The 20,514-nt window shown below is 52.8% G+C and carries 20 protein-coding genes; 2 read left to right on the forward strand and 18 right to left on the reverse strand.

Annotated features, from left to right (window positions below; translation table 11 throughout):
- Nucleotides 1-3: 3 nt before the first annotated feature.
- Both tilS and accA read right to left on the reverse strand, forming a co-directional pair.
- Nucleotides 4-1,332 (reverse strand): tRNA lysidine(34) synthetase TilS, encoded by a 1,329-nt coding sequence (gene tilS, locus G006_RS0109730; RefSeq protein ID WP_020482997.1) that lies wholly within the window; start codon nucleotides 1,330-1,332, stop codon nucleotides 4-6.
- Between the two features lie 66 nt (nucleotides 1,333-1,398).
- Nucleotides 1,399-2,373 (reverse strand): acetyl-CoA carboxylase carboxyl transferase subunit alpha, encoded by a 975-nt coding sequence (accA, locus tag G006_RS0109735; protein WP_020482998.1) that lies wholly within the window; start codon nucleotides 2,371-2,373, stop codon nucleotides 1,399-1,401.
- A gap of 88 nt (nucleotides 2,374-2,461) precedes the next feature.
- Between accA and G006_RS0109740 the strand changes: the two genes are divergently transcribed.
- Nucleotides 2,462-3,772, forward strand: coding sequence for a replication-associated recombination protein A (locus tag G006_RS0109740; protein ID WP_026146945.1), 1,311 nt, complete (start codon nucleotides 2,462-2,464; stop codon nucleotides 3,770-3,772).
- Nucleotides 3,773-4,001: 229 nt separating this feature from the next.
- Here the strand turns inward: G006_RS0109740 and G006_RS28805 are convergent, their stop codons facing one another.
- Complete coding sequence (locus G006_RS28805; protein WP_197491552.1) at nucleotides 4,002-4,163, reverse strand: hypothetical protein; 162 nt, start codon at nucleotides 4,161-4,163, stop codon at nucleotides 4,002-4,004.
- A 380-nt stretch (nucleotides 4,164-4,543) separates the two neighbouring features.
- Here G006_RS28805 and G006_RS0109750 point away from each other — a divergent pair, with 380 nt between their 5' ends.
- Nucleotides 4,544-5,191 carry a DUF2959 domain-containing protein gene (locus tag G006_RS0109750; RefSeq protein WP_020483001.1) on the forward strand — a complete coding sequence of 216 codons (648 nt, stop codon included), beginning with the start codon at nucleotides 4,544-4,546 and terminating at the stop codon, nucleotides 5,189-5,191.
- Nucleotides 5,192-5,293: 102 nt separating this feature from the next.
- On the opposite strand, the gene G006_RS0109755 is transcribed toward G006_RS0109750, so the two are convergent.
- The 15 genes from G006_RS0109755 to G006_RS0109825 form a co-directional block, all read right to left on the reverse strand.
- A complete protein-coding gene (locus G006_RS0109755) occupies nucleotides 5,294-6,001 on the reverse strand; it encodes a dinitrogenase iron-molybdenum cofactor biosynthesis protein (protein ID WP_020483002.1) in 708 nt (235 codons plus the stop codon).
- 10 nt (nucleotides 6,002-6,011) lie between these two features.
- Nucleotides 6,012-6,320 carry a rhodanese-like domain-containing protein gene (locus G006_RS0109760; RefSeq protein ID WP_020483003.1) on the reverse strand — a complete coding sequence of 103 codons (309 nt, stop codon included), beginning with the start codon at nucleotides 6,318-6,320 and terminating at the stop codon, nucleotides 6,012-6,014.
- A 36-nt stretch (nucleotides 6,321-6,356) separates the two neighbouring features.
- A complete protein-coding gene (locus G006_RS0109765) occupies nucleotides 6,357-6,932 on the reverse strand; it encodes a hypothetical protein (protein WP_020483004.1) in 576 nt (191 codons plus the stop codon).
- Nucleotides 6,933-7,188: 256 nt separating this feature from the next.
- Nucleotides 7,189-8,004: a TOBE domain-containing protein gene (locus tag G006_RS0109770; protein WP_020483005.1), complete on the reverse strand. Its 816-nt coding sequence runs from the start codon at nucleotides 8,002-8,004 to the stop codon at nucleotides 7,189-7,191.
- Complete coding sequence (locus tag G006_RS25340) at nucleotides 7,997-8,401, reverse strand: winged helix-turn-helix domain-containing protein (protein ID WP_033193921.1); 405 nt, start codon at nucleotides 8,399-8,401, stop codon at nucleotides 7,997-7,999. Before G006_RS25340 ends, G006_RS0109770 begins: the two co-directional genes overlap by 8 nt.
- 135 nt (nucleotides 8,402-8,536) lie before the next feature.
- Nucleotides 8,537-10,192 carry a ShlB/FhaC/HecB family hemolysin secretion/activation protein gene (locus G006_RS0109780; RefSeq protein ID WP_020483007.1) on the reverse strand — a complete coding sequence of 552 codons (1,656 nt, stop codon included), beginning with the start codon at nucleotides 10,190-10,192 and terminating at the stop codon, nucleotides 8,537-8,539.
- Nucleotides 10,189-10,983, reverse strand: coding sequence for a hypothetical protein (locus G006_RS25345; RefSeq protein WP_020483008.1), 795 nt, complete (start codon nucleotides 10,981-10,983; stop codon nucleotides 10,189-10,191). The genes G006_RS0109780 and G006_RS25345 overlap by 4 nt, the downstream gene beginning before the upstream one ends.
- Nucleotides 10,984-10,994: 11 nt before the next feature.
- Nucleotides 10,995-12,854 carry a putative porin gene (locus G006_RS0109790; RefSeq protein WP_020483009.1) on the reverse strand — a complete coding sequence of 620 codons (1,860 nt, stop codon included), beginning with the start codon at nucleotides 12,852-12,854 and terminating at the stop codon, nucleotides 10,995-10,997.
- 81 nt (nucleotides 12,855-12,935) lie between these two features.
- Complete coding sequence (locus tag G006_RS0109795) at nucleotides 12,936-13,613, reverse strand: TonB C-terminal domain-containing protein (RefSeq protein WP_020483010.1); 678 nt, start codon at nucleotides 13,611-13,613, stop codon at nucleotides 12,936-12,938.
- Between the two features lie 59 nt (nucleotides 13,614-13,672).
- On the reverse strand, nucleotides 13,673-14,077 hold the full coding sequence (locus tag G006_RS0109800; protein ID WP_020483011.1) for an ExbD/TolR family protein: 405 nt from the start codon (nucleotides 14,075-14,077) through the stop codon (nucleotides 13,673-13,675).
- A 3-nt stretch (nucleotides 14,078-14,080) separates the two neighbouring features.
- A complete protein-coding gene (locus G006_RS0109805) occupies nucleotides 14,081-15,865 on the reverse strand; it encodes a DUF2341 domain-containing protein (RefSeq protein WP_020483012.1) in 1,785 nt (594 codons plus the stop codon).
- Nucleotides 15,866-15,904: 39 nt separating this feature from the next.
- Nucleotides 15,905-16,429, reverse strand: a complete 525-nt coding sequence (locus G006_RS0109810; RefSeq protein ID WP_020483013.1) for a hypothetical protein — start codon at nucleotides 16,427-16,429, stop codon at nucleotides 15,905-15,907.
- Between the two features lie 19 nt (nucleotides 16,430-16,448).
- Complete coding sequence (locus tag G006_RS27050) at nucleotides 16,449-17,501, reverse strand: hypothetical protein (protein WP_020483014.1); 1,053 nt, start codon at nucleotides 17,499-17,501, stop codon at nucleotides 16,449-16,451.
- Nucleotides 17,502-17,744: 243 nt separating this feature from the next.
- Nucleotides 17,745-19,370 (reverse strand): hypothetical protein, encoded by a 1,626-nt coding sequence (locus G006_RS0109820; RefSeq protein ID WP_020483015.1) that lies wholly within the window; start codon nucleotides 19,368-19,370, stop codon nucleotides 17,745-17,747.
- 33 nt (nucleotides 19,371-19,403) lie between these two features.
- A complete protein-coding gene (locus G006_RS0109825) occupies nucleotides 19,404-20,261 on the reverse strand; it encodes a hypothetical protein (RefSeq protein ID WP_020483016.1) in 858 nt (285 codons plus the stop codon).
- Between the last annotated feature and the right edge of the window lie 253 nt (nucleotides 20,262-20,514).

Consider the following 20,514-nt stretch of genomic DNA (forward strand, 5'->3'; position numbering starts at 1 on the left):
TCATTACATGCTTTCGGATGCGCGCCAATCCAACTGGTAACAAGCGTCCACCGCACTAAGCCAAGCCCATTCCGCAATCCATAAGCCTGCTACCGCAGCCAGACTACCATCCAAATAAATCAATGGCCGAATATCTCTTTCCCAAGGCGGAACCCCTGCTTCCTGGTAGAGTTTTTTTAAACAATGATGACCGACCCGACCAGCCAATTTAAGCTTTTCGCCGCCGCGCCGTGGCTCCACCGTCACTTTTGCATTCTGCCATAAATCTTTAGATAACCCGACCGATGCTGAATTTCTACGCAACACATAGCCATTGCTTAAAGATATTTGCTCCTGTTCTTGCGCCCAGCACTTTGCTTCAGTGTCCTTTCGTAGATTGAGCTCGGGGATGCAATACAATTTTTGCCGATATGTGCGGATGGAATGGCCTTGAATATAAATTTGCGGCAATGCATCGGCACGCCCACCAATTGACTGCTCGACCAGGGTTTGCAACACCGCCTGACTTGGCGGCTTCAATCCCATGCGTCCCAACCATTGCCGCAAAAGGCAATTCAACTGCGTTGCCGAGAAAGCTGATAGATCGGCGATATTGAAACTGCCATCGGTGGGATCGAAAACCGCCGGCAAGGTCTGATTCGCCCAAGCCTCAATCATCTGTGCCGCATCGCCACAGAGCTTGGCCGAACGCGCAACCGTTTTATCCAGCGACGGCCAGCGCTGTTTCAATGTAGGCAGGATTTCGTTACGCAGGTAGTTACGATCGAAATTGCTGCTTTGATTGCTGGGATCTTCCACCCATTGCAAACCGTGCGTTTGCGCATAGCGCTGGATATCGACCTTAGCCACGTCCAATAGCGGCCGCAGCAGCTGTCCGTTCCCAAAAGCACTCGCAATTGGCATGCCGGCCAAGCCTGACACGCCGGCGCCTCGAAACAATTGCAACAGTAAGGTTTCCATCTGATCCTCGCGGTGCTGGGCCAGCAGGATAATATCGTCGACAGCCAATAGTTGCCGCAGCGCCCGATAGCGCGCCTCGCGGGCCGCTGCTTCCGGGCTTTCGCCGTTGCTGGCCCGCGCATCCACCGTTAGCAATTCAAAATCCACTCCTAAGCTTTCTGCTTGCCGGCGACAATGTTCGCCCCATCCCGCTGACTCAGCTTGCAAGCCGTGATCGACATAAACGGCGACGATCTTGCCGGCGAGCGCAGGCAAGCCCACGCATAAATCCAGCAGCGCAGTCGAGTCCAAACCGCCGCTATAGGCGACGAACACTTTCCGGCACGTGGCAGGCAATAAAGCAGCAACAGTCTGCGGATTGAGATCGGGCATGGTTTACTCACAAAAAAGGCCGATTTGACTCGGCCTTTTATTGAACAACTAATTTGACTGACAGTTTTATTTAACCGGCTCTTCGATGTACGAACCAAAACGCATAATGCGCTGATAGCGTCTCTCCAGCAGTAAATCCATGTTTTCCGCCTGTTGCTGAAGATCGTTAAGGTGCCTGGACAATGCGTCCTGCAAATTGGCGGCAATTTTTTCGAAATTGCGATGACCGCCACCCACTGGCTCGCGAATCACTTCATCCAGAAAACCTTGCTCACGTACGCGGTCCGAGGTTATCCCCATCGCTTCCGCCGCCAACTGGGCTTTATCGGCGCTTTTCCATAGAATCGAGGCACAACCTTCCGGAGAGATAACCGCGTATGTACTGTATTCCAGCATCAATAATCTATCACCCACACCAATAGCCAACGCCCCACCGGAGCCGCCTTCGCCGATGACGGTGCAAATAATAGGCGTGCGGAGTTTGGACATTTCGAATAGGTTACGGGCAATAGCCTCACTTTGGCCACGTTCTTCGGCACCGATACCCGGATAAGCGCCCGGAGTATCGATCAAACAGATGATAGGCAGCTTGAAACGCTCGGCCAACTTCATCACGCGTAAAGCTTTTCGATAACCTTCCGGACGCGGCATGCCGAAATTACGATAAATTTTTTCCTTGGTATCCCGCCCCTTCTGATGCCCGATCACCACCACCGGCTGCCCCAACAAACGCGCCATCCCGCAGACTATCGCCGGATCGTCGGCATAGGAGCGGTCGCCATGCAGCTCGTGGAATTCTGTGAATATCAGATCGATATAATCCAAGGTGTACGGCCGGCCAGGGTGGCGGGATAATTGCGATATTTGCCAGTCCGACAAATCCGCGAAAATACTTTCAGTCAGACTCTCGCATTTCTGTTCGAGTTGCTTCAAGGTTTCGGAAATGTCGAAATTATTGTCCAGCTCTACCTTACGCAGCTCTTCTATCTTGGCCTGGAGTTCGGCAATCGGCTGTTCGAAATCTAAGAATTTTAAATCCATGTCAATCCGGCATTAGAATCAATAAAATGGCCGGCAATTCTAATGAAAAATGCCGTCATTGCCTATTTGTTTTACCGAGTCCCTGCAAATGAAGAATGCTACCGCCTTTGATAATACCGCCTATGCGCCGCTCGCGGCCAGAATGCGGCCAACTACGCTGGACGATTTCATCGGTCAGCAGCATCTGCTGGGCAAGGGCAAATCGCTGCGCGTGGCTATCGAACAAGGTGCGCCGCACTCGCTGGTATTTTGGGGGCCACCCGGCGTCGGCAAAACCACTTTGGCCAAAATCATCGCCGCCAGCGCGCATTGCCATTTCATCGAATTGTCGGCGGTGATGGCAGGCGTGAAGGAAATCAGGGCCGCGGTAGCCGAGGCGGAAGAGGTTAAACAGAGCCGCAATCTGAACACCGTGGTGTTTATCGACGAAATTCACCGCTTTTCCAAAAGCCAGCAAGACTCGTTATTGGCCCCCATCGAAAGCGGCGCGATTATTTTATTCGGCGCCACCACAGAAAATCCTTCGTTCGAGTTGAATAACGCCTTACTGTCCCGACTGCGGGTCTACGTGATGCGCAGCATCGAGACCGAAGATCTGGAGGCCTTGTTAAATAATGCATTGACTGACTCAGAACGCGGACTGGGTAGCCGCAATTTGCAGATCGACGCGGATGTGCTGACCATGATCGCCAAAGCCGCCGACGGCGACGCCCGCCGCTGTTTAAACATCCTGCAAATCGCCGCCGATCTGGCGGAAAACATCGACGGCCGGGAAACCGTGAATCGCGAAGTATTGGACGAAGTGCTGCTGGGCCATGCCAACCGCTTCGATAAGGGCGGCGATATTTTCTACGATCAAATCTCTGCCTTACATAAATCGGTACGTGGCACCGACCCGGACGCCGCGCTGTACTGGTTTGCCAGAATGCTGGACGGCGGCTGCGATCCTTTGTATATCGCCCGCCGAGTGATTCGGATGGCATCCGAAGACATAGGCAACGCCGACCCGAGAGGCCTGGAATTGGCGTTGAATGCTACCAACGCTTACGAGCGGCTGGGCAGTCCCGAAGGCGAACTATCGCTGGCGCAAGCCATCGTTTACCTGGCCTGCGCGCCGAAAAGCAATGCGGTTTACGTGGCCTACAAAGCCGCCATGGCGGACGCTCGCAACAGCGGCTCGCTGGAAGTACCCATCCATTTACGCAATGCGCCAACCAAATTAATGAAGGAACTGGGACACGGCGCGGACTATCGCTACGCCCATGACGAAAAAAATGCTTATGCCGCTGGCGAAAACTATTTCCCGGAATCGTTAAAAGCCCGGCAGTATTATTTTCCGGCGGAACGTGGTTTGGAAATAAAAATAAAAGAGAAACTGAATTTCCTGCGGAAATTATAAGAATTGAAAACTGGATGCAATCTTTTGGCGGCTATAATTTTAACTACAGCAAAACACCATTAAAAACTCGATTATAACTGGAATATATAGATAGCGGAATTAGCTGATTCGCTCTGCGCTTATGGTAGCGGGCAAAAAAAACTCCCATAAATCAAGGAATCTATGGGAGTATGGAAGCAAACGTATGATGGAAGATCGTTTGCAAGTCTCTGACTATAGGAGAAAACTTTCAATTCTTAACTGCTTGCGCACGATTATTTAATAAAATCGTGCTCCATACTGCCGCAACCCCAAACATCATTGTTGACAATATAAACTGTCCTGAAACAAAAGCGACTATACCTAAAAAAGATACAGAACCGATAAACATGTCTTTTTTTAATTCGTTCATTTGCGCCACCTAATATAAAAAAATAATAATTAAAACTGTTAATAATTTTTTAAATCATCCCAAAACTTCTTCAAAGCCCTGTTCGAAAACGTGGCATAAGTAAAACTCAAAATCGGATCATCCGCCACTGGCAATAGATAAATTTTGAATAGCACTCGCATTATTTAACTTTAGATATTATTGATATCCGCTGTAACCCTGATTAACTCTGGAGTTTGCTTGTCTATGTTTATTGCGTTTTAAAACCCAATGCCGAATATGTGAATCTATTCACAATCGAATGCTCGCGCGCTGTCTACCTGCTAAGAACCCAGCGACCAAGCCAAGTTGAACTACACCGACTCCAGCTTATAATGCGCTCACCCATCCAAGGAGCTTTTATGAAATACAGTTCGCGTTTTATGTTGTTTTTGTTGACGTTTGGCTTAGCCGCCTGTTCCAGCGCGTATTACAGCGGCCTGGAGAAAATCGGCATCCCTAAACGTGAAGTGATGGTGCATCGCGTGGAAAAAGCTCGCGACACCCAGGAAGAAACCAAGCAACAATTTAAATCGGCGCTCGAACAATTCACCGTGATGACTAATTTTAAGGGCGGCGATTTGGAAGCCACCTACAACAAACTTAACGGTGAATATGAGGCCAGCGTGAAAAAGGCCGAGGAAGTTAACAAACGCATCGCCGACATAGAAGACGTCTCCAGCGCTCTGTTCAGCGAATGGGAAACCGAACTCACCCAATACAGTAATGCCTCACTAAGACGAAATAGTCAGCAAAAATTGACAGCCACCAAAGCGCACTATCAACAACTGATTGCGGCAATGCGCAAAGCCGAAACCAAAATCGAGCCGGTGCTCAGCGTATTTCGGGATCAAGTGCTCTATCTAAAACACAACCTGAATGCACAAGCTATCGCCTCGCTAAAAGGCCAATTGGACTCGGTTAGATCCGATGTATCGGCCTTGGTAGTGGAAATGGAAAAATCGATTAATGAGGCGGACGCGTTTATCAAGACTATGGAAAAGCAATAACGCTTCGCCACCAAGCCATTCTGATTGAAGCAAAGACGGACTATTTTCGAACCGAAAACTTACCCTCTCCACAGAGAGGGTAAGACGCACGATTTTCGAATCTTATTCCTGATGAGCAAACCGCTTCCGCTCCTCGGCACTTTTACCGAGGGCTTTCGCCATCCAGGGCGGCGCGGCATCAAAAACCTTCTGAAACTCGGTGAGTTTTTCCACCGCGTCGATTACATCGGGTTCCTTGATCGGATAAATATCGGCACGAATCACCTTGGCCGCCGCCGGTCCGCCGATGGATTGCACGAACAGCACATGGCAATCCTTGATCATATTAGCCCGGAACAGATTTCTGTCTTCCGCACTATCGGCTTCCACAGTAGAGCGAATGTCGATCAAGCGCATATCGCTTTTGGACAATTGATAGACCAAAAACCGAATGCAGGAACCAAAATGCCCATTCAATAGCTGACCGCTATTGGAGGCAATCGCCACCCGAATCGATTCCGGAATATCGCCGTCTTTGTAAGGCATAATCTCCGGCAGACCTTCGTCTTCCTCTTCCTCGCCCCACAAATACCTGACTGCCAGCTTGATGTTTTCCAGACCGATGCCGATATCTTCGCCGTCTTCCTCGCCATCCAGACTACCGATGCCGGTCTTCAGGTTGGTGACAGTAATCGACTTCAGTTTCTCGTCGTCCAGCGGCGAGCCGACTTTCTCGTGCAACACACCGATCAACTTCGGCACATCCACTCCCGGCAAAATCCGCGAAGCCAATGCGATACGCAAAGCCAGATCTCGTGATAATTGTTCCATAGCGTCACCCTTAAAGTTTGTGCTGTTCTTTCCAATCGGCATAGCCGCCGGCCAAGCTGTAGACTTGCTGAAAACCGAAATCGCCGAACATTTCCGCCAAATGTTCGCTGGCATGGCCGTAATAGCAATAAATCAGCAAAGGCTTGGCCTTGTCGGCTTTTTTCAATAGCGAATCGCGCAATTGCTCGTGGACATGCATGGCATTTTCGATATGCCCGGCCCGGTAATCCTTAAGATCGCGGCAATCCAGAATCATCGGTTGCTGCTCCGCAATCAGCTGTTCGGAATCGGCCGTGGAGATAGTTTTGAAATTTTTCATAGCACTAACATCCTCACCAGGCTCAAGAAGCCAACCCTAAACCGGCCCACCGGCTAAATCTTTTTTAACTTCGATAGTTTGCGAGAGAGCAGCCTCCAGACTAATAGGCTCGGCTGTGATTTTATAGCCCTTAGCCGCCTCGTATGCGGTGATTACCTTGTCTTCGCCGGACTGGCCCTTCAGATCGGATTTTTCGATATATAGCTCTTCCAACATCAAGTTCCAGATCATGCCTTCCTGATGCGGCAATAAATTGAAAACCACGCCATCTAAAACGATTTGCATCGGCTTAGCGATATTTTGCACGTAGAACAGGGTGACGGTTTCCGGGGTCAACGCTTCTTTATATTTTTCGACGAATACCGGTAAGTCTTCCAATTGGAAAAACAGGCCGTTGATGAACAAAATCTTGTCGGCATCGGCCAATATCGCTGATTGATTAATCACCATCTCCGGGGTTTTCCGGTCACGGATGTTCGTCGACCCTTCACGCAACTCACCTTCCACTAACACCAAGTCGCCGCGAAACGCGGAAAGCCCGGCAGTGCTGGTTTTGCCGACTAAGGTGGTAATCCATAAAAGCCCTTGGCTGTCGTATTTTTCAAGTAGCATTTGCTTAAATCCCCAATGAAAGGTAATGAATGAAAAGTAGTTAACAGCTTGCAAGCAAAACACTTGCCAGGACGACTAAAACCACATCAAAGCCATGGTTGATAAGGTTTTTACTTAGTATCTCTTTGGAAAATAGTTCGCGGAAATAAGCGATTTCGCAGCGGTGCGATCCGACAATGTCGTAAACACGACAATCGTCAGCCGGCAATTATTTGAGCTTTGTAAGATTTAGCACGAAAGCTTGAAGGAGCCCCAACTAAGAAGCGCCGGTAGCAGCGAGCACGGCCAGAATCACCGCATTACTTTTAAACAGTACACCGGCTTTGCAGCCTGGTTTCAAATCCAGAGCCTCGACACTGGTTTGCGTAACCGTCGCGGCTATCGTTTCGCCACTCAACAACTGGAGAATCACTTCAGAATCGACGCCGTCGAATTGCACCCGAATCACATGACCATCCAGACGATTGCGCGCCGACAATAAAAAATGCTCGTCGCCACCGGCCACGAGAATATCCGACGGGTTGATCAACAATACTGCATCGCTACCGATATTGACGCCAAGATAATCCAATGACGGCAGCGTCACACTGACCACTACGCGTTCGCCTCCCTTCAGGGTCACATACACTTCGGCATTCACCGCACCAAGCTCTATCGCAGTAATTTTGCCGAATAGCTGATTTCTAGCGCTGTTTTTTACTACCTGCCGCCGCAGTAACAACATCACGTCGGGATCATCCAGCAAACTTTGATTGAGGTCCCGTAAAAACCGGCGATGCTGCACCTCCAAGCGAGTAAACAACTCCAATAAGGCGCGACCCGCCACAGTCAAACAGCTGCCGCCGCCCTTGCTGCCGCCGATGGCGGTGGAGATCAACGCTCGTGGCGCCAGATTATTAGCGCGCTCTATCATCTGCCAGGCTCCTTTGTAACTTAAGCCCACCTGCATGGCTGCACGGTTAATCGAACCAGTTTCATCTATGGCTCGCAATAAACCGATCATCCGGGTATCCAACGAGCCTATCAAGCGTAATTCACCCTCGATCCAGTCCCTGGAAAACACGTTATTCATCTATGGGATTCTCATCCGCCTGCTGGGACATCAACCCGGAAAACAGCGGCAGATAAGCCTGCGCGGTATGATTCACTGCTTCGGACATCTTCATATACTGATCTAATACGTGCTGTCCCAACGGTGTCAATGTGGTCCCTCCGCCATGCCGCCCACCCTTGGCCGCATGCACCAAGGGACCGGCAAAACTGTGATTCATCACATCTACCAGCAACCAAGCGCGCCGGTAACTCATATTCATGCTTTTCCCGGCCGCCGCAATCGAACCGGTTGACTGAATAGCCGCCAACAGCTCGGCCTTACCCGGCCCCATGGCGATTTCTTCATTATGAAGTAAACGAAGCGTGATTTTTAAGCGCGGAAGCGAAGCGTCGGATTCTATCTGTGTAGATTTCATACTTTTTCAACGAACGGTGACAACGAAGAATTAGCATGATACATCGACGGAAGCGTTTGATTGAAATCCTATCCTTTTGTTCTGCAATCGAAATGCTCACGAAGCAACCATCGAAAGTAATGTAAACCTTTGAGGCTAAAACTCATAAATCACCCTAAAATCGACCCGCTGCTGGCCGGGATCTACAGTACCTTGCCGGTAAAACGGATAACTCCAGTCCAACTCGGCCAGCAAATGCTTAAACCATTGCGTGCGCATGCCAATGCCGGCGGAGGCCAGGTGCGCGGAGGCCGGAGTCGGCGCGATGGGATTATCGGTCCAGATATTGGCCCAATCAAAGAAAGTCAGCAGACGCAGATTTTGGCTGTCTTCCCAGACAGTCGGCAATAAGTGCGGTGTTTGCAATTCCAGTGACAGATTTACGCCGTGATCACCCAGCAACTCGGTTTGATGGTAGCCACGCACACTAAGTGGGCCGCCCGCCGAGAACTGTTCGTTGCTGATCAAGGCCGACATGCTGGCCTGGCCGCCGGCTCGGGCTAACAGTCGAAAATCCAGCGGCAAACGCTGCTGGTGCTTCAGGTCGCCGGTTAAATAAAGAAAATTCGGTTCGGCATCGAGACGCTTGTTGGCAAACTGCTGCGCGTCGTTGCCCAGGCCACGCACCGAGAAATGCGCGGCGAGACTCAAGGCAGTGACGCTGCCTTCGTGACGCAGACTGCCGTCATAGCCGGTCATGAACGAGGCATAGCTGATCGGCGCACTTTCGGTCAGACTGGCTATCTGCTGATCAAAGCTTTTGTAATCAAAGCCAAAACTCAGGCTATGCAGAATATTCTCGGATGAACCCGGCAGAGGCTTGACCAGCCTGGCGCCGTAAATCGAGCCGGCGCCGACCACGGACAGGCCGCCGACGCTGACGCCGAGCTGGGTATTGGAACTGATGCCGATGCCGTATAAAGCCAGACGAGTATCGGCCCAACCGGTCGGCAGCACGTAGGTGCCGGACCAGACCTGGACTTCGTCGCTGATTTCCGGCGACACTTGATATTGCATGGACACGCTATGAAACTTCTGCCACAGGTTGTCGTAACGCAGGGAACCTAACAATCGGGTGTAGCTGGTATGTTCGGAGTTACGGCTGTTCATTTCCAGATTGCCGTGCAATGGCAGCTCGTCCTTGACCTTTAACTCCACTTCCATTTTGCCCGGCGTCGAGCCGGCCCGGAAAACTGGTGTCACGTTACGATCAGCCGATTGCTGCGCCAGGGTATTCATCTGTTCCTGAACCTTGGGCATGTGCGGCACTTGACCCTCGGCCAGGGCCGGTAGGCTGTCGCGGATCTTGCCCAGCGCGTAATAGCGCGAACCGCTGATGTGCAAAATCTCGATAGTGCCTTCCACCACGCTCAAGCGCACGGCCCCTCCTTCCACATTTTGTTCCGGGATTGCCACCACTACGCTCGGATAGCCGGCGTTGCGGTAGGCTTCTTCCAAGGAGGCCCGAGCTTTCTCTACGTCCTCGACAGTTTTGTCCGGCCCAAGATGCGGATACACTGCCCGTTCCAAGGCTTCGTCATCCAACACGCTGTTGCCTTCGATCTGGTAATCCAACACGTCGAAACGCGGTTGCTGCTCGCCTGACCTTTGCGCGGCTGTTTCAGCCGAACCACCCGAATTTGCCGAATTTTGAGGTTGCGCGGCAGGATTTTGCACCACATCCGCAGCATGGACGACAGCTGTTCCGTTCAGGATCAGGCTTATCGCGGTCAGTAACGCTTCACGTCTCAATGTGCGGCCCCGGAGGCGTTCCTGTTTGCAGGGCTCTGGTCGTCTTGAATCCCTCCAGTGTCCGGCACTGGTGTCGACGGCTCGACAGGCTCAGCCCCGCCATTCGCGGGAGTGTTGGACTTAACGACAGGCACAGTCGCTTCAAACGGGGTGATCTTCAACTGCTGCAATTTATAGCGATACTCTTCCGCCGCCGCCTCGGTTTGCACCTGACCGATACCGGTCAAGGGGTCCAGCTCGGCCAACTGTTGCAGCAGGCTTTTGTCTTTATATTGCTTCAATACCTCCAGATTGATAGTGCGCAGCTGTTGATTGACACCCGTGCATTGCTCTATCCACTGTTCACGCTCTTTCACGGCCTGTAATAACAAACTATTGTCGTCGCGAATGTCGCGGGCCTTGCCGACTACTTCGTTATGCTTTTGCAGCAAAGCCTGTTCGCGCTGGCGCTGCTGGCCCAATTGCGCTTCCAGATTGCTGCGCACCGTTTCCAGGCCGGATTTATAGCGTTCCACTTCGGCTTGCACGGCCTGCAATCTGCTGACCGCTGCTTCCAGGTTTTTCAGTTTGGTATCCAGCGCGGCTTTCTCGGTGAGCCAAGCGGTTTTTTCGGCCTCCAGCGCATATTTTTCTTGGCTGAGTTGGCGAATCATACCTTGGGCTTTTTTGATGGCTTCGCCACCTGGCGCTACGGGTTTAGGCTCGGCTCGACCACTTTCAATACCCGCTAGCATCACTAACAGTATCAAGCACGGCAAATAAATCAAAGTCGGCGTTTTTTGCTTGACCACGACTTATCTCCTTAGAAGCGTGCATTCAGATCGACATTCAAAGTGTCGATACTGTATTTCGGTCCATCAATGGCGTCGGAACTTAACCAGCGTAGATTCAGCCAAGTATTTTTGGCCAGGCCGTATTGCATACCTGCTACCCAGCCCTTGGCGTTGGTACCGCCAAGGTGGAAAATCGAATCGGTAAAGGCATCGAGTACCGCATCGCGCTGCACATAACGGTAGGCCAGATTGACGCTCCAATCGCCCCAACGCCGCACTTCCGGTTGACCGACATCGACGCGGATTTGATAGGCCGTGGTGCGCGGTTTGTTGCCCGTGTAGTTGACGATGCCGTTCAGAAACTCGGCGGCTATCCGTTGTTTATCGAATCCCAGATTCCTGGCGTAATCGGCTGTCAACAACACGTGCACAGGGTCGAAGCCGGCATAATCGAACATCGCAGTGGCATTGAACACTTTGAATTCAGAAGCTAAGCCAAACAAACAGCCCACCGTATCGTCGCATGTGCCGTTCAAGGTATTGAAATCGGTGATAGCCACCATGGAGTTGCCTTTTTGCACAAACTGCGGTGCAGTCCAATCGTAAGTATGACTACCAAGCGGATTGGGACGGGCGTTGACGTTCTGGAATTCGTAATAGGACACCGCCAGATTTAAGCGCGAATCGTTGAATACCAACCAGTCCGCACCAACCTGACCGGCGTACAGCCATTTGTCGTTGACCGAGACATCAATATCCTGCAACGGAAATACTCCCAACGTTAAAAACAGGGCATCCGGCGTTTGCTGACCCTGGTTGATACCGAACCGGGCTGTCGGGTTCGGCGCTTTGTAGCCGGCCAGCTTATTGCCGCCGCGATTAAACGGCAAACGAAAACTGCCGGCCACCCCTTCGAAACTCAAGTCCGGATCCAAAACTATGTCGGTGGAGACAAAAGGATTGATGATGCGCCCGGCGTACAGGCTAAACCAGTTGATTTTGCGCGCGTCCAGGAAATCGTATTGCAGATAGGCGCGGTCAATAGCAAACTGATAGGACTGCCCGGTGTTGCCCAGAGTCTGGTCATTGGATACCGGGTTGTTGATATTACTGGTAGCAAAACGCACCCCGGCTTTCAGGCCATCCGTCAGATTGGCTTCGAAGCCCAATCTAAACCGCTCGCGCAAGCGCAGACGGTCTTTTTGGGTATTCAGAATCGCTTCATTGGGATTTAAGGCTACCTGCCGATTCAAGCCGCCTTGCGGGGTATTGGCGGCGCGGTTGATGGACAACCAGTTGTAGGGGCCGAAGAAGTTGCCGTCGGCATCGATACCGACGTTATCGATGCCGCCTTCGTTGTTCTTGCCAAAAAAATCGTCGGCAAAACGGATGCGCATGTCAAAGCTGGGATGAATCGCCGCCACCCATTCCGGCAACGCGCCGGGAATACCCCAACCTTCGGTCTTGGCATCCTGTTTGACGTCTTGCAACACGTCCGCTTTCAGTTCGGCGCGGACCTGGTCGCGGATTTCTTTTTTTACAAACTCCGGCACATAGCCGACGTGCTTGATTTTGCCGGCTTTTCCCTTGGCCATAACAGCCAAGGTCTCGGTATTTGCTGCTGGAAGGCTCTCCGGAAGTGGTTCGCCGCCGCTTTTTGCTTGAGCAGCATTGCTTTTGGCCGCTTCAGCCGCTTCCTGTTCGGCGGCACTGACCAGACCTTGTCCTTCTTGTTTGTTAATCACACCGCGCTGCACCAACAAATCAACCAGATTGACCAATGTCGATTTCTTAACCGAAATCGTCTCATCGGCAGCTTGCGTGGCGCCAGTCATCGCCGCAAGGCTACCGAACAGCAGAACAACCAGGGATTTAGTTGGGATATTCATCGTGGTTTATTCGTTTATAAAGTGTCTTGAAATTTGCCGAAATTAAGCAAGGTTCTCGCAATGACGCAAAACCCTGCGCCTCTAAACCCTGGAGTTGAGTCTGATCCGAATCGGCTGCGGCATGTTTTCCGGCGGCGGCCTACCGATGCTCGCGCGCAAGCGCGGCAAGACGGCGCGAATTGCCAGGTCGACATCTGTCTTGCCGCTACCTCCGGACAGTTCGCTGCGGCTAATCCCGCCATCCGCACCGACCCAGACCTCCAAAATCACGCTATAACCGGCTCGGCTGGCGGCCGTGTCGGCCAACAAACCCTGTAAGCCATTCTCCACTTGGCGTTGAATCTGCCCGCCATACCAGAGGATGGCATTGCCACCACCCCCGCCTCCCAAGATAGAGCGTCCGCCCTTGTGCGCGGCCAGGCCAAAGCCGTCGCTGCCGGCCGTACCGTCGGCGTCCAGCCCCAGTTCTTCCGCTGGCGGCGCCTGATCCGATTCAGGCTCCGGCGAAGGCTCCGGTTCTGGTGCGGGCTCAGGGACATCAAGCACTTCTTCCTTTACCTCCTCCGTCTGCGCAGGCTGTTGCTCTGGCGGCAAAGGTGCCGGCGGTTGAATCATGGTGATTTGCTGCATCAGCCTTTTGGTTTGCGGTGGTTTATGGAATTTATCCTGCAGCAGCCAAACCGCTAGCAATATCAGCAGGCTCAACCCCATTCCCAGCAACACCGGCAGTCGGCGTAGCCATGCGTATTTATTATTCATAAATCTTTGATAATTCTGTTGCCACTGCGAGATGTTCCGCCTGAGCAAGTACCGCCGCCCTACTTCACCAACTTCTGCGTCACCAAGCCCAATTGACTGATCTGCAACCGGGTCACCACATCCAGCACTTCAATTACTTTTTGATATTGCACACTGGCATCGGCCTTCACGATGACCGGTAAATCCGGAATTGCGGCCTTGTATTGCGCCAGCCGGGTTTCCAGCTCCTGAAGCGATACCGTGTAAGTATCTAGATAGATACTGCCGTCCGGCGTGATGGAAATGGCCTTGGTTTTAGGTTTGGACAAGGACGGCGTGCTGCTGGCCTTGGGTAGGTTGACGGTGATGCCCTGCACGGTAGCAGTGGTCATGATGATGAAAATCAGCAATAGCACATAGGCCACGTCCAACATCGGCGTGATGTTAATGTCGTCATATATCTTGCCTTCTTCTTCTAATCTCATGACTTACGCTCCCAGCGGTTGTTGGGCGGCGCGCATAGACAACACGGCCAGAAATTCGTCACTGAACACCCGCATGCTGGCCGTGATGTCCTTAATTTTGGTTAACAGGTAGTTGTAGGCAAACAAGGCGGGAATCGCCACGGCCAGACCGGCCACGGTGGCCAGCAGCGCGGCGGCGATACCGGGGGCGATGGCGTTGATGTTGACATCGCCGCTGGCGGCAATCGCCGCGAAGGTAATCATCACCCCCACCACTGTACCCAGCAAACCCAGGAACGGGCCGCCAGCGATGGCAATGGTCAGCAGCACCATATTGCTATTCAGGCGCTGGCTTTCGGTAACGATTTGCGAATCCAGCTTTACTCGCAGATAGTCCCACGCTTCGCGGGTCACCACTTGGCCGTCGCCGCCTTGCAGCTTGTTCAATTCATGGATTGCCGTGTGATACAGGTGATACAAAGTCGAACTTTGGAAGTGGTCATGTTTGCCGACCAAAGCCGTGAGCAAGTCGGAGTCTGCCAGTTCTTGGTCTTCGGCGGTTTCCTCCTGGTCCAGCGTACTGAGTTTGTTGGGATCGAGCTGGCGATACTGGACTAGGAAGGCGCGGTTATCCTTGGCAATGCGGTTGATCACTAAGGTTTTGCTGACCATGACGATCACCGCTACCACCAGCATGATCAAGGTCAATCCGATCACCACCCAGCCGTCGACGGTGACGTTTTGCACGATGACCATGAAATGCCCGTCGCCGCTGCTGTTGGTTTCGTCTTGGCCGTAACTTAATACCGAGAAATCCGGGCTTTGGCTGCGAAAACTCAGTTTCAGCCAGTCGGCGCTGCGGGCTGTGGCGGCGATTTGCACTTCGTCGAGCAAACCGACCAGATTGCGGCCAATGGCGATAGCCGGGTTGACGGTAGTCAGCGTGATCGCGGCATTGCCGACCGGCATACCATCGACGTACAGTGCCAGTTTGTCAGCAGTGGCGGTGACGGCGATGTGTTGCCATTTGCCCTGGGTTAGGTTGACCGGGGCGGTAGTCACAGCGCCGGCCGGGCCGGTCCAGCGCGCCGATAATGCGCTGCCTTGTATTACCAAGTCGATGCCATTGCCGCCTTCGCGGGCTTCCAATAGATTCGCGCCGTTCTGCGGCTGGTCGAGCTTCAGCCAGGTGGAGAACGTCCAGCCGTGGTCCGGGGCAATCGCCAATTGCGGCGCGGGATTAACCTGTAGCGGCCCGGCACCTGTGAACCGGGCGGAGGCGCCAATCCAGCCGGCGGGTTGAATCGTGGCCTTGGAGTCGATCGCATGCGAGGAATAGGCTGTGGCGTCCCGCGGCAGCACTTCGCCATCTTTAAAGTGATACACCAGGCCTTGAGCGACATCGTAGAGATTTTTAGGATCCGAAGCGTCTGGGGCGTTGGCATTGCCGTAGTACAGCCAAAAGTCGTCGCTGGACACGCCGCCGCGCACTTGCGGCAACTTTACCCAGACCAGGCCAATTTCGCTCAACACGTCGATTTGCTCGACGTCGAACACTAGCGGGGTTTTGTCGTCTTTCAGGAAGCGCAAATCCCGGCCGCTCTCGGCCAGTTCAACAAAATAGCCGAAGTTGCCGGCATGCAGCCGCACCAGTACCGGCACATCAGCCAGGGTCTCTTGAATATCGGCACCTGTAGCGGCCGCATCCAGCGCGACTTGACGACGGGAATCCCAGTCATCATTCCACCAGGCTTGGCAGAGTGCGGGCAACAGAAGCAGGCATAAGCCCAGTTTTAACACATGAGGCATCTTGATTTTCCTGGAAAATTCGACAGCGTTTTCAAACCTTTATCGATGATGAGGACAGTGCATATCCATCGCGTCGTGACCATGGTCGTGCAATTGCGCATCGAACCAGTCGTGGACGGCTTGGATCAATTGCGGGTCGCTGCTACGAAAGCTCAGACTGGCGCCGGCCGCCTCGGCAACGTAATCGATTTGCAGCTGGCCGGGCTTGGCGCTGCGCAACATAGCCATTCCAGGCATATCGGTGCCGTGAATAAACTCCGGACCTGAAAAGTCGCCGTGTTTAAAGCTTTCCGCCAGTTGCTCAAGATGCTGTCTGATCAACCACACTTGTTCCAGATTTAAATCGTCCCTGGCAATTACCCGCTGAATGCCACCCGTTGCAGTTTTGCTGAATTGATGGTGAGTTTGTGCCAACGAGAACGGCATGACCTTAGCGCCACGCGCGGCCACTTCAGTTTGCCGGACATTGTCGTCTGCAGGCGCTGGCGGGCTTAACAAGCCCATCACTAGAATAATCAACACCGCGCAGCACAACAGCTTGACATCCTCGTTGGATAATTTCATATGTCGACCGCCTCTATAGTTAAGACGGCTTACGGTGTCTACGAAGCCCAAATGCCAGCAAGCCGCTGAACATAAACAGAACACTGCCCGGTAACGGTACGGTGCTGACCACAGTCAAGCTTGTGAGATTGGAAACATAGCGTCCGCCCTTGGCTACATCGCCGGGTACTACCAATTCCGCAAAGCCTTTATTGCCCAAGGAATTGCCCGGACCATCGGCGTAAGCGACCAAGACCGAGATATTCCCAAAATTGGGGTTAAGCTCGCCCAGCGCAAATACAGCCTGATAACCGTCGCTACCGGTAGCGACAACGTACTTGCCAAGAATGTCGTTTTTTACGCCAGGATTGGTCACGATGCCGGATAGATTCAGCAGATCCCACAAAGAAACGCCGGTAAACGACGATCCGGTTAATGGTGGCGTATTCACGGTAACGATCTTGGCAGGTAGCGCAGCAGCTAGGCTGGTGACATCGTAGCTAACGGCGTTGGCAACCTCACCGTTGACGGTGAATTGTCCAGACACGCCGCCTACTGCAGGTGCGTAATCGATATGACCAACTTGCAGACTGGACAGATTCGATACCCATCGGCCCGCTTTGACATCATCCGGCGCCACAATGCGAGCAAAGCCAGTGCCGATTAGATTGGCCCCATTGAGTTTGTAAGCGATGATGTCGTTATGATTGCCGAACGCGGCATTCATTTCCGCCAGCGAAAATACCGCCTTGTAACCATCCGTGCCGCTAGCGACCACATAGTCGCGCAGGATGTCGTTTTTCGGCACCGTGGTATCAGTTTTCAGAAAGCTACCGAGAAAGGCACTCAGGGACACGCCGGTGTAGACATCGCCGTTGCTCAATGTCACGGTTTTTTGCGCGCCGGAGTGAGTGGCTGCGTAATTTTCCAAAGCCGCCAGATCGAAGCTGGCGGGACTTCCCGGATTGAGAAAGCCGCCCAGACCAAACTGACTGGAAGTAACAGCGGCCCAAGTCGGCTGTGTCAATGCCGACAAACAGAAAGTCAGACCAAAAATCAGCCAATGACGAGCGGAAATTTTGCGTTGATACATGCGTATTGCCTTGTGTAGGAATGACAACGTGCCGATTAGGCATAAGAAAACCTGGGCATCGGCGAATGAAGGTGCACATCCCTGTGCCGTCCAAGCCTATTCAGTCCTTTTGAAAATCAACTTGAATATCCTGATTTGTTAACGCTATCGTGTTTGGGTTGGGGAAAATCTTAACCATCCATCGCACTGATAGGCGGAGATACCGCAGCCAACTTCCGATTTGGCTGCGGCGTGGAATTATCTTTACCGCAGTTCGACGGTGCCGTAATTTGGGTTGACTACAGGTATCGCGCAAGCATCGGGAGTACCAAATAGAGAACGTGTGAATGGCGTAACCGGATTAGCGGGATTCCAAGTATCGGGCGGTGTATGCCCGTTGGCGCTCAATGCTATGTAACCTGCTTGGCCCCAACTATGATTGCTCAAGGTGCCGTTGCGAGACGCAATCGTGCTGGGCAGGCTGCTGTAAGCAACCAAGGCATTTAGTGCGCTATCCTGGTTGCCACTGACACTGTTTTTCCAGGAAATCGCGTATTCGCCAACCAGCGGGTAATGGCCTAGGAAGACCTGCTCACCAGTAGGCAGCGCACCGTTAATTTTGATAAAGCGATAGTTGGCACTGCGGCTGGCATTACGCTCGGTAGTTTGTATACTAATCGCCCATTGGTTGCCGTGCGGAACACTGGTAGCCGGCGGATTGGGAAACGGCGCAGGATTGGTGGTGCCGAACCAGCCGTTGGTACCGTCGTTATAGTCACCCAGACATTTTTCTACCGCGCCTAAACTAGTGGCGTATTGCACATCGGCAAACCCGCCCGGTTGGGCCAAACTGGGCGAAGATGTGCCCAGGCAAGGGCTTTGCATCACGCTGGCCAACAAGGCCACCTGCTGACCGGCGCCGTTTTCACGGCGGCAAATATGCACGGTGGTATCCACCGGGTCAGACAAACCTGGCACCGCAGCTACTACGCCGTCGTGAACGATTTCTGGCAGAGTTTTATCTACACCGCCGACTTTCACTTTAAATGTGCTCCAGTCAGCAATCTGCCCGCTAAACAAGCTGACCAGCGATTCCTTGGACAAATTCGGTACGCAAGCGGGCGTTTCATTACCTACCGCACAACTGCCTGGCAAGGAGCCGTTCTGGATTTGCGCGTACTGCAATGCATTACGCAGCTTCAGCGTTACCGGAGTACCGATGATATGCCCGCCCAACGCGTATTTGTTGTCGAGTGTTGCGGCATCTATATCCGCTTTGCCAGGCGTTACGTTATCGACACCGTGAAACACATCCGGCGTCACGTCCGACGTCGCAGCAGTCGCCGCTATGCCAGGGGTGGCAGTGGTGCAGGAATAATTCCATTGAAAAGTCGCTCCCCCGGACGAATAGGAACCGTTGAAAGCGCTGCACACCGCCGTGGTCGGATCTTTCAGATAGGTCAGCAAGGTGCCGTTAGCCACCGCATCCAAACCAACAAATGACGCACCCAGCCGCCGCCGGGAGATCCACAACCTGGTGGTATGGTGCGCACCGGTCCCGCCGGTCAAACCGGGTATCTTGGTATCGTCGGTATTACAATAGATCGCAGAGTAGTTGTCGTTGACGGCGGCCGACGCGGCGCCGGCGGTATGGAAATAGACATGCGTGGTGGTACCCGCGCCGGTGGTGGTTGGATTGTCCAAACACAAGGCATTGGTCGGCGTGGTACTGTTGATCATAAAGCCGAAAGCCGGATCGTTTGATTGGGAACCGGGAATGTACAAACTCAGTTGCGGGGCGCCGTCCGCCGGGGTCAGCGCCCAGACATCGCCTATAGCAGCTATCATCAAGCCGGCCGCAACAAGCTTGCGGGATAAGGAAGAAAACATAATCTGCTCCAATAGAAAAAGGAAGTAAAGGGTTCAAGCAATCGATGCGACGCCGGAGCGTTTTTGCACCCGCAACACGGCCAGTATGCCGCTCAAAAACAGCCACACAGCGCCGGGAACCGGAACAGGGGCGACATTAGAGGTCCAGGTCAGTTTGGCGCTGGCGATATCCAGGCTCAGAAAACCGTCCAGTTCGTTGAATACCACTGGGGTACCACTCGCAACCGTGCCGCCTGGGGAATGAATGAAGAAGAGGTTCAGGGTTTGGTCGGGATTACCGCCGTTTCTGACCGTCGCACTACCTACCCAGCCTGAAATATTCATGCTGGTACCCCAAGCTTTATCGAAATAAGAAGATGCATTGGTCGTGGTCACCTCGCTGAGATCGGCGGCGTAATCCGTTGCCGTAGCGCCACTGTTCTGCGCGACTTCGGCAATATTCAAAGCAGTGGCTCTAGCACTGATTCTGGTTGTCACGGTTGCAAGCGCGCTCATACTGAAACTGCCCGGCGCTGACGCACCCGTTCTCCGGCTTAACAGCACACCATAGTCCGCGCTGTTGAGACCGACATATGAATTATTGCCTGCCACATTAAATGTCAGCGGGTCGCTGGTCGCCGCCGCCCAATTCACAAAACGCTGATCCAGATTCCAATAGGAGGACACCTGGCTGCCGGCCAGAAAGTCGCCTACCGTGACGCCCAAGTCGATACTGTAAGACGTTGCCGCTGCCTGATCCCACACGTTCAAGAACAACTCGCCGGCCACGCCGCTACCGCCTGGCTGAATCGTCGGCGCACCGTTACTGATAGCCGCTTGCGCCGAATTCATGCCGGCCACGAGACATATAGCCGCCGCCCATTGATAACCTTGCCGCTTCACCATTTTCATAAATTACCTCTAATAAATTTAATGAGACCCTTGTCCCGTTATGTGTCCATGGCGCAAAGGCTTGCCGGCATCAATCTATCCGCAGCGATTACAACCCGTGTTGATCGGGAACGAAGGTTTTTCGTTATACCCCGACGGACATAACGTAAGGCAAATATGTGAAGCAGGTCAAATATTATTCGGGAATTTATTATTTCTTATAAGGAAATAAAAGGCAAAAACATAGCGTACTAGTGAGTTTATGGTGAGAGCG

The sequence above is a fragment of the Methylomonas sp. MK1 genome (assembly GCF_000365425.1).
Classification (GTDB): domain Bacteria; phylum Pseudomonadota; class Gammaproteobacteria; order Methylococcales; family Methylomonadaceae; genus Methylomonas.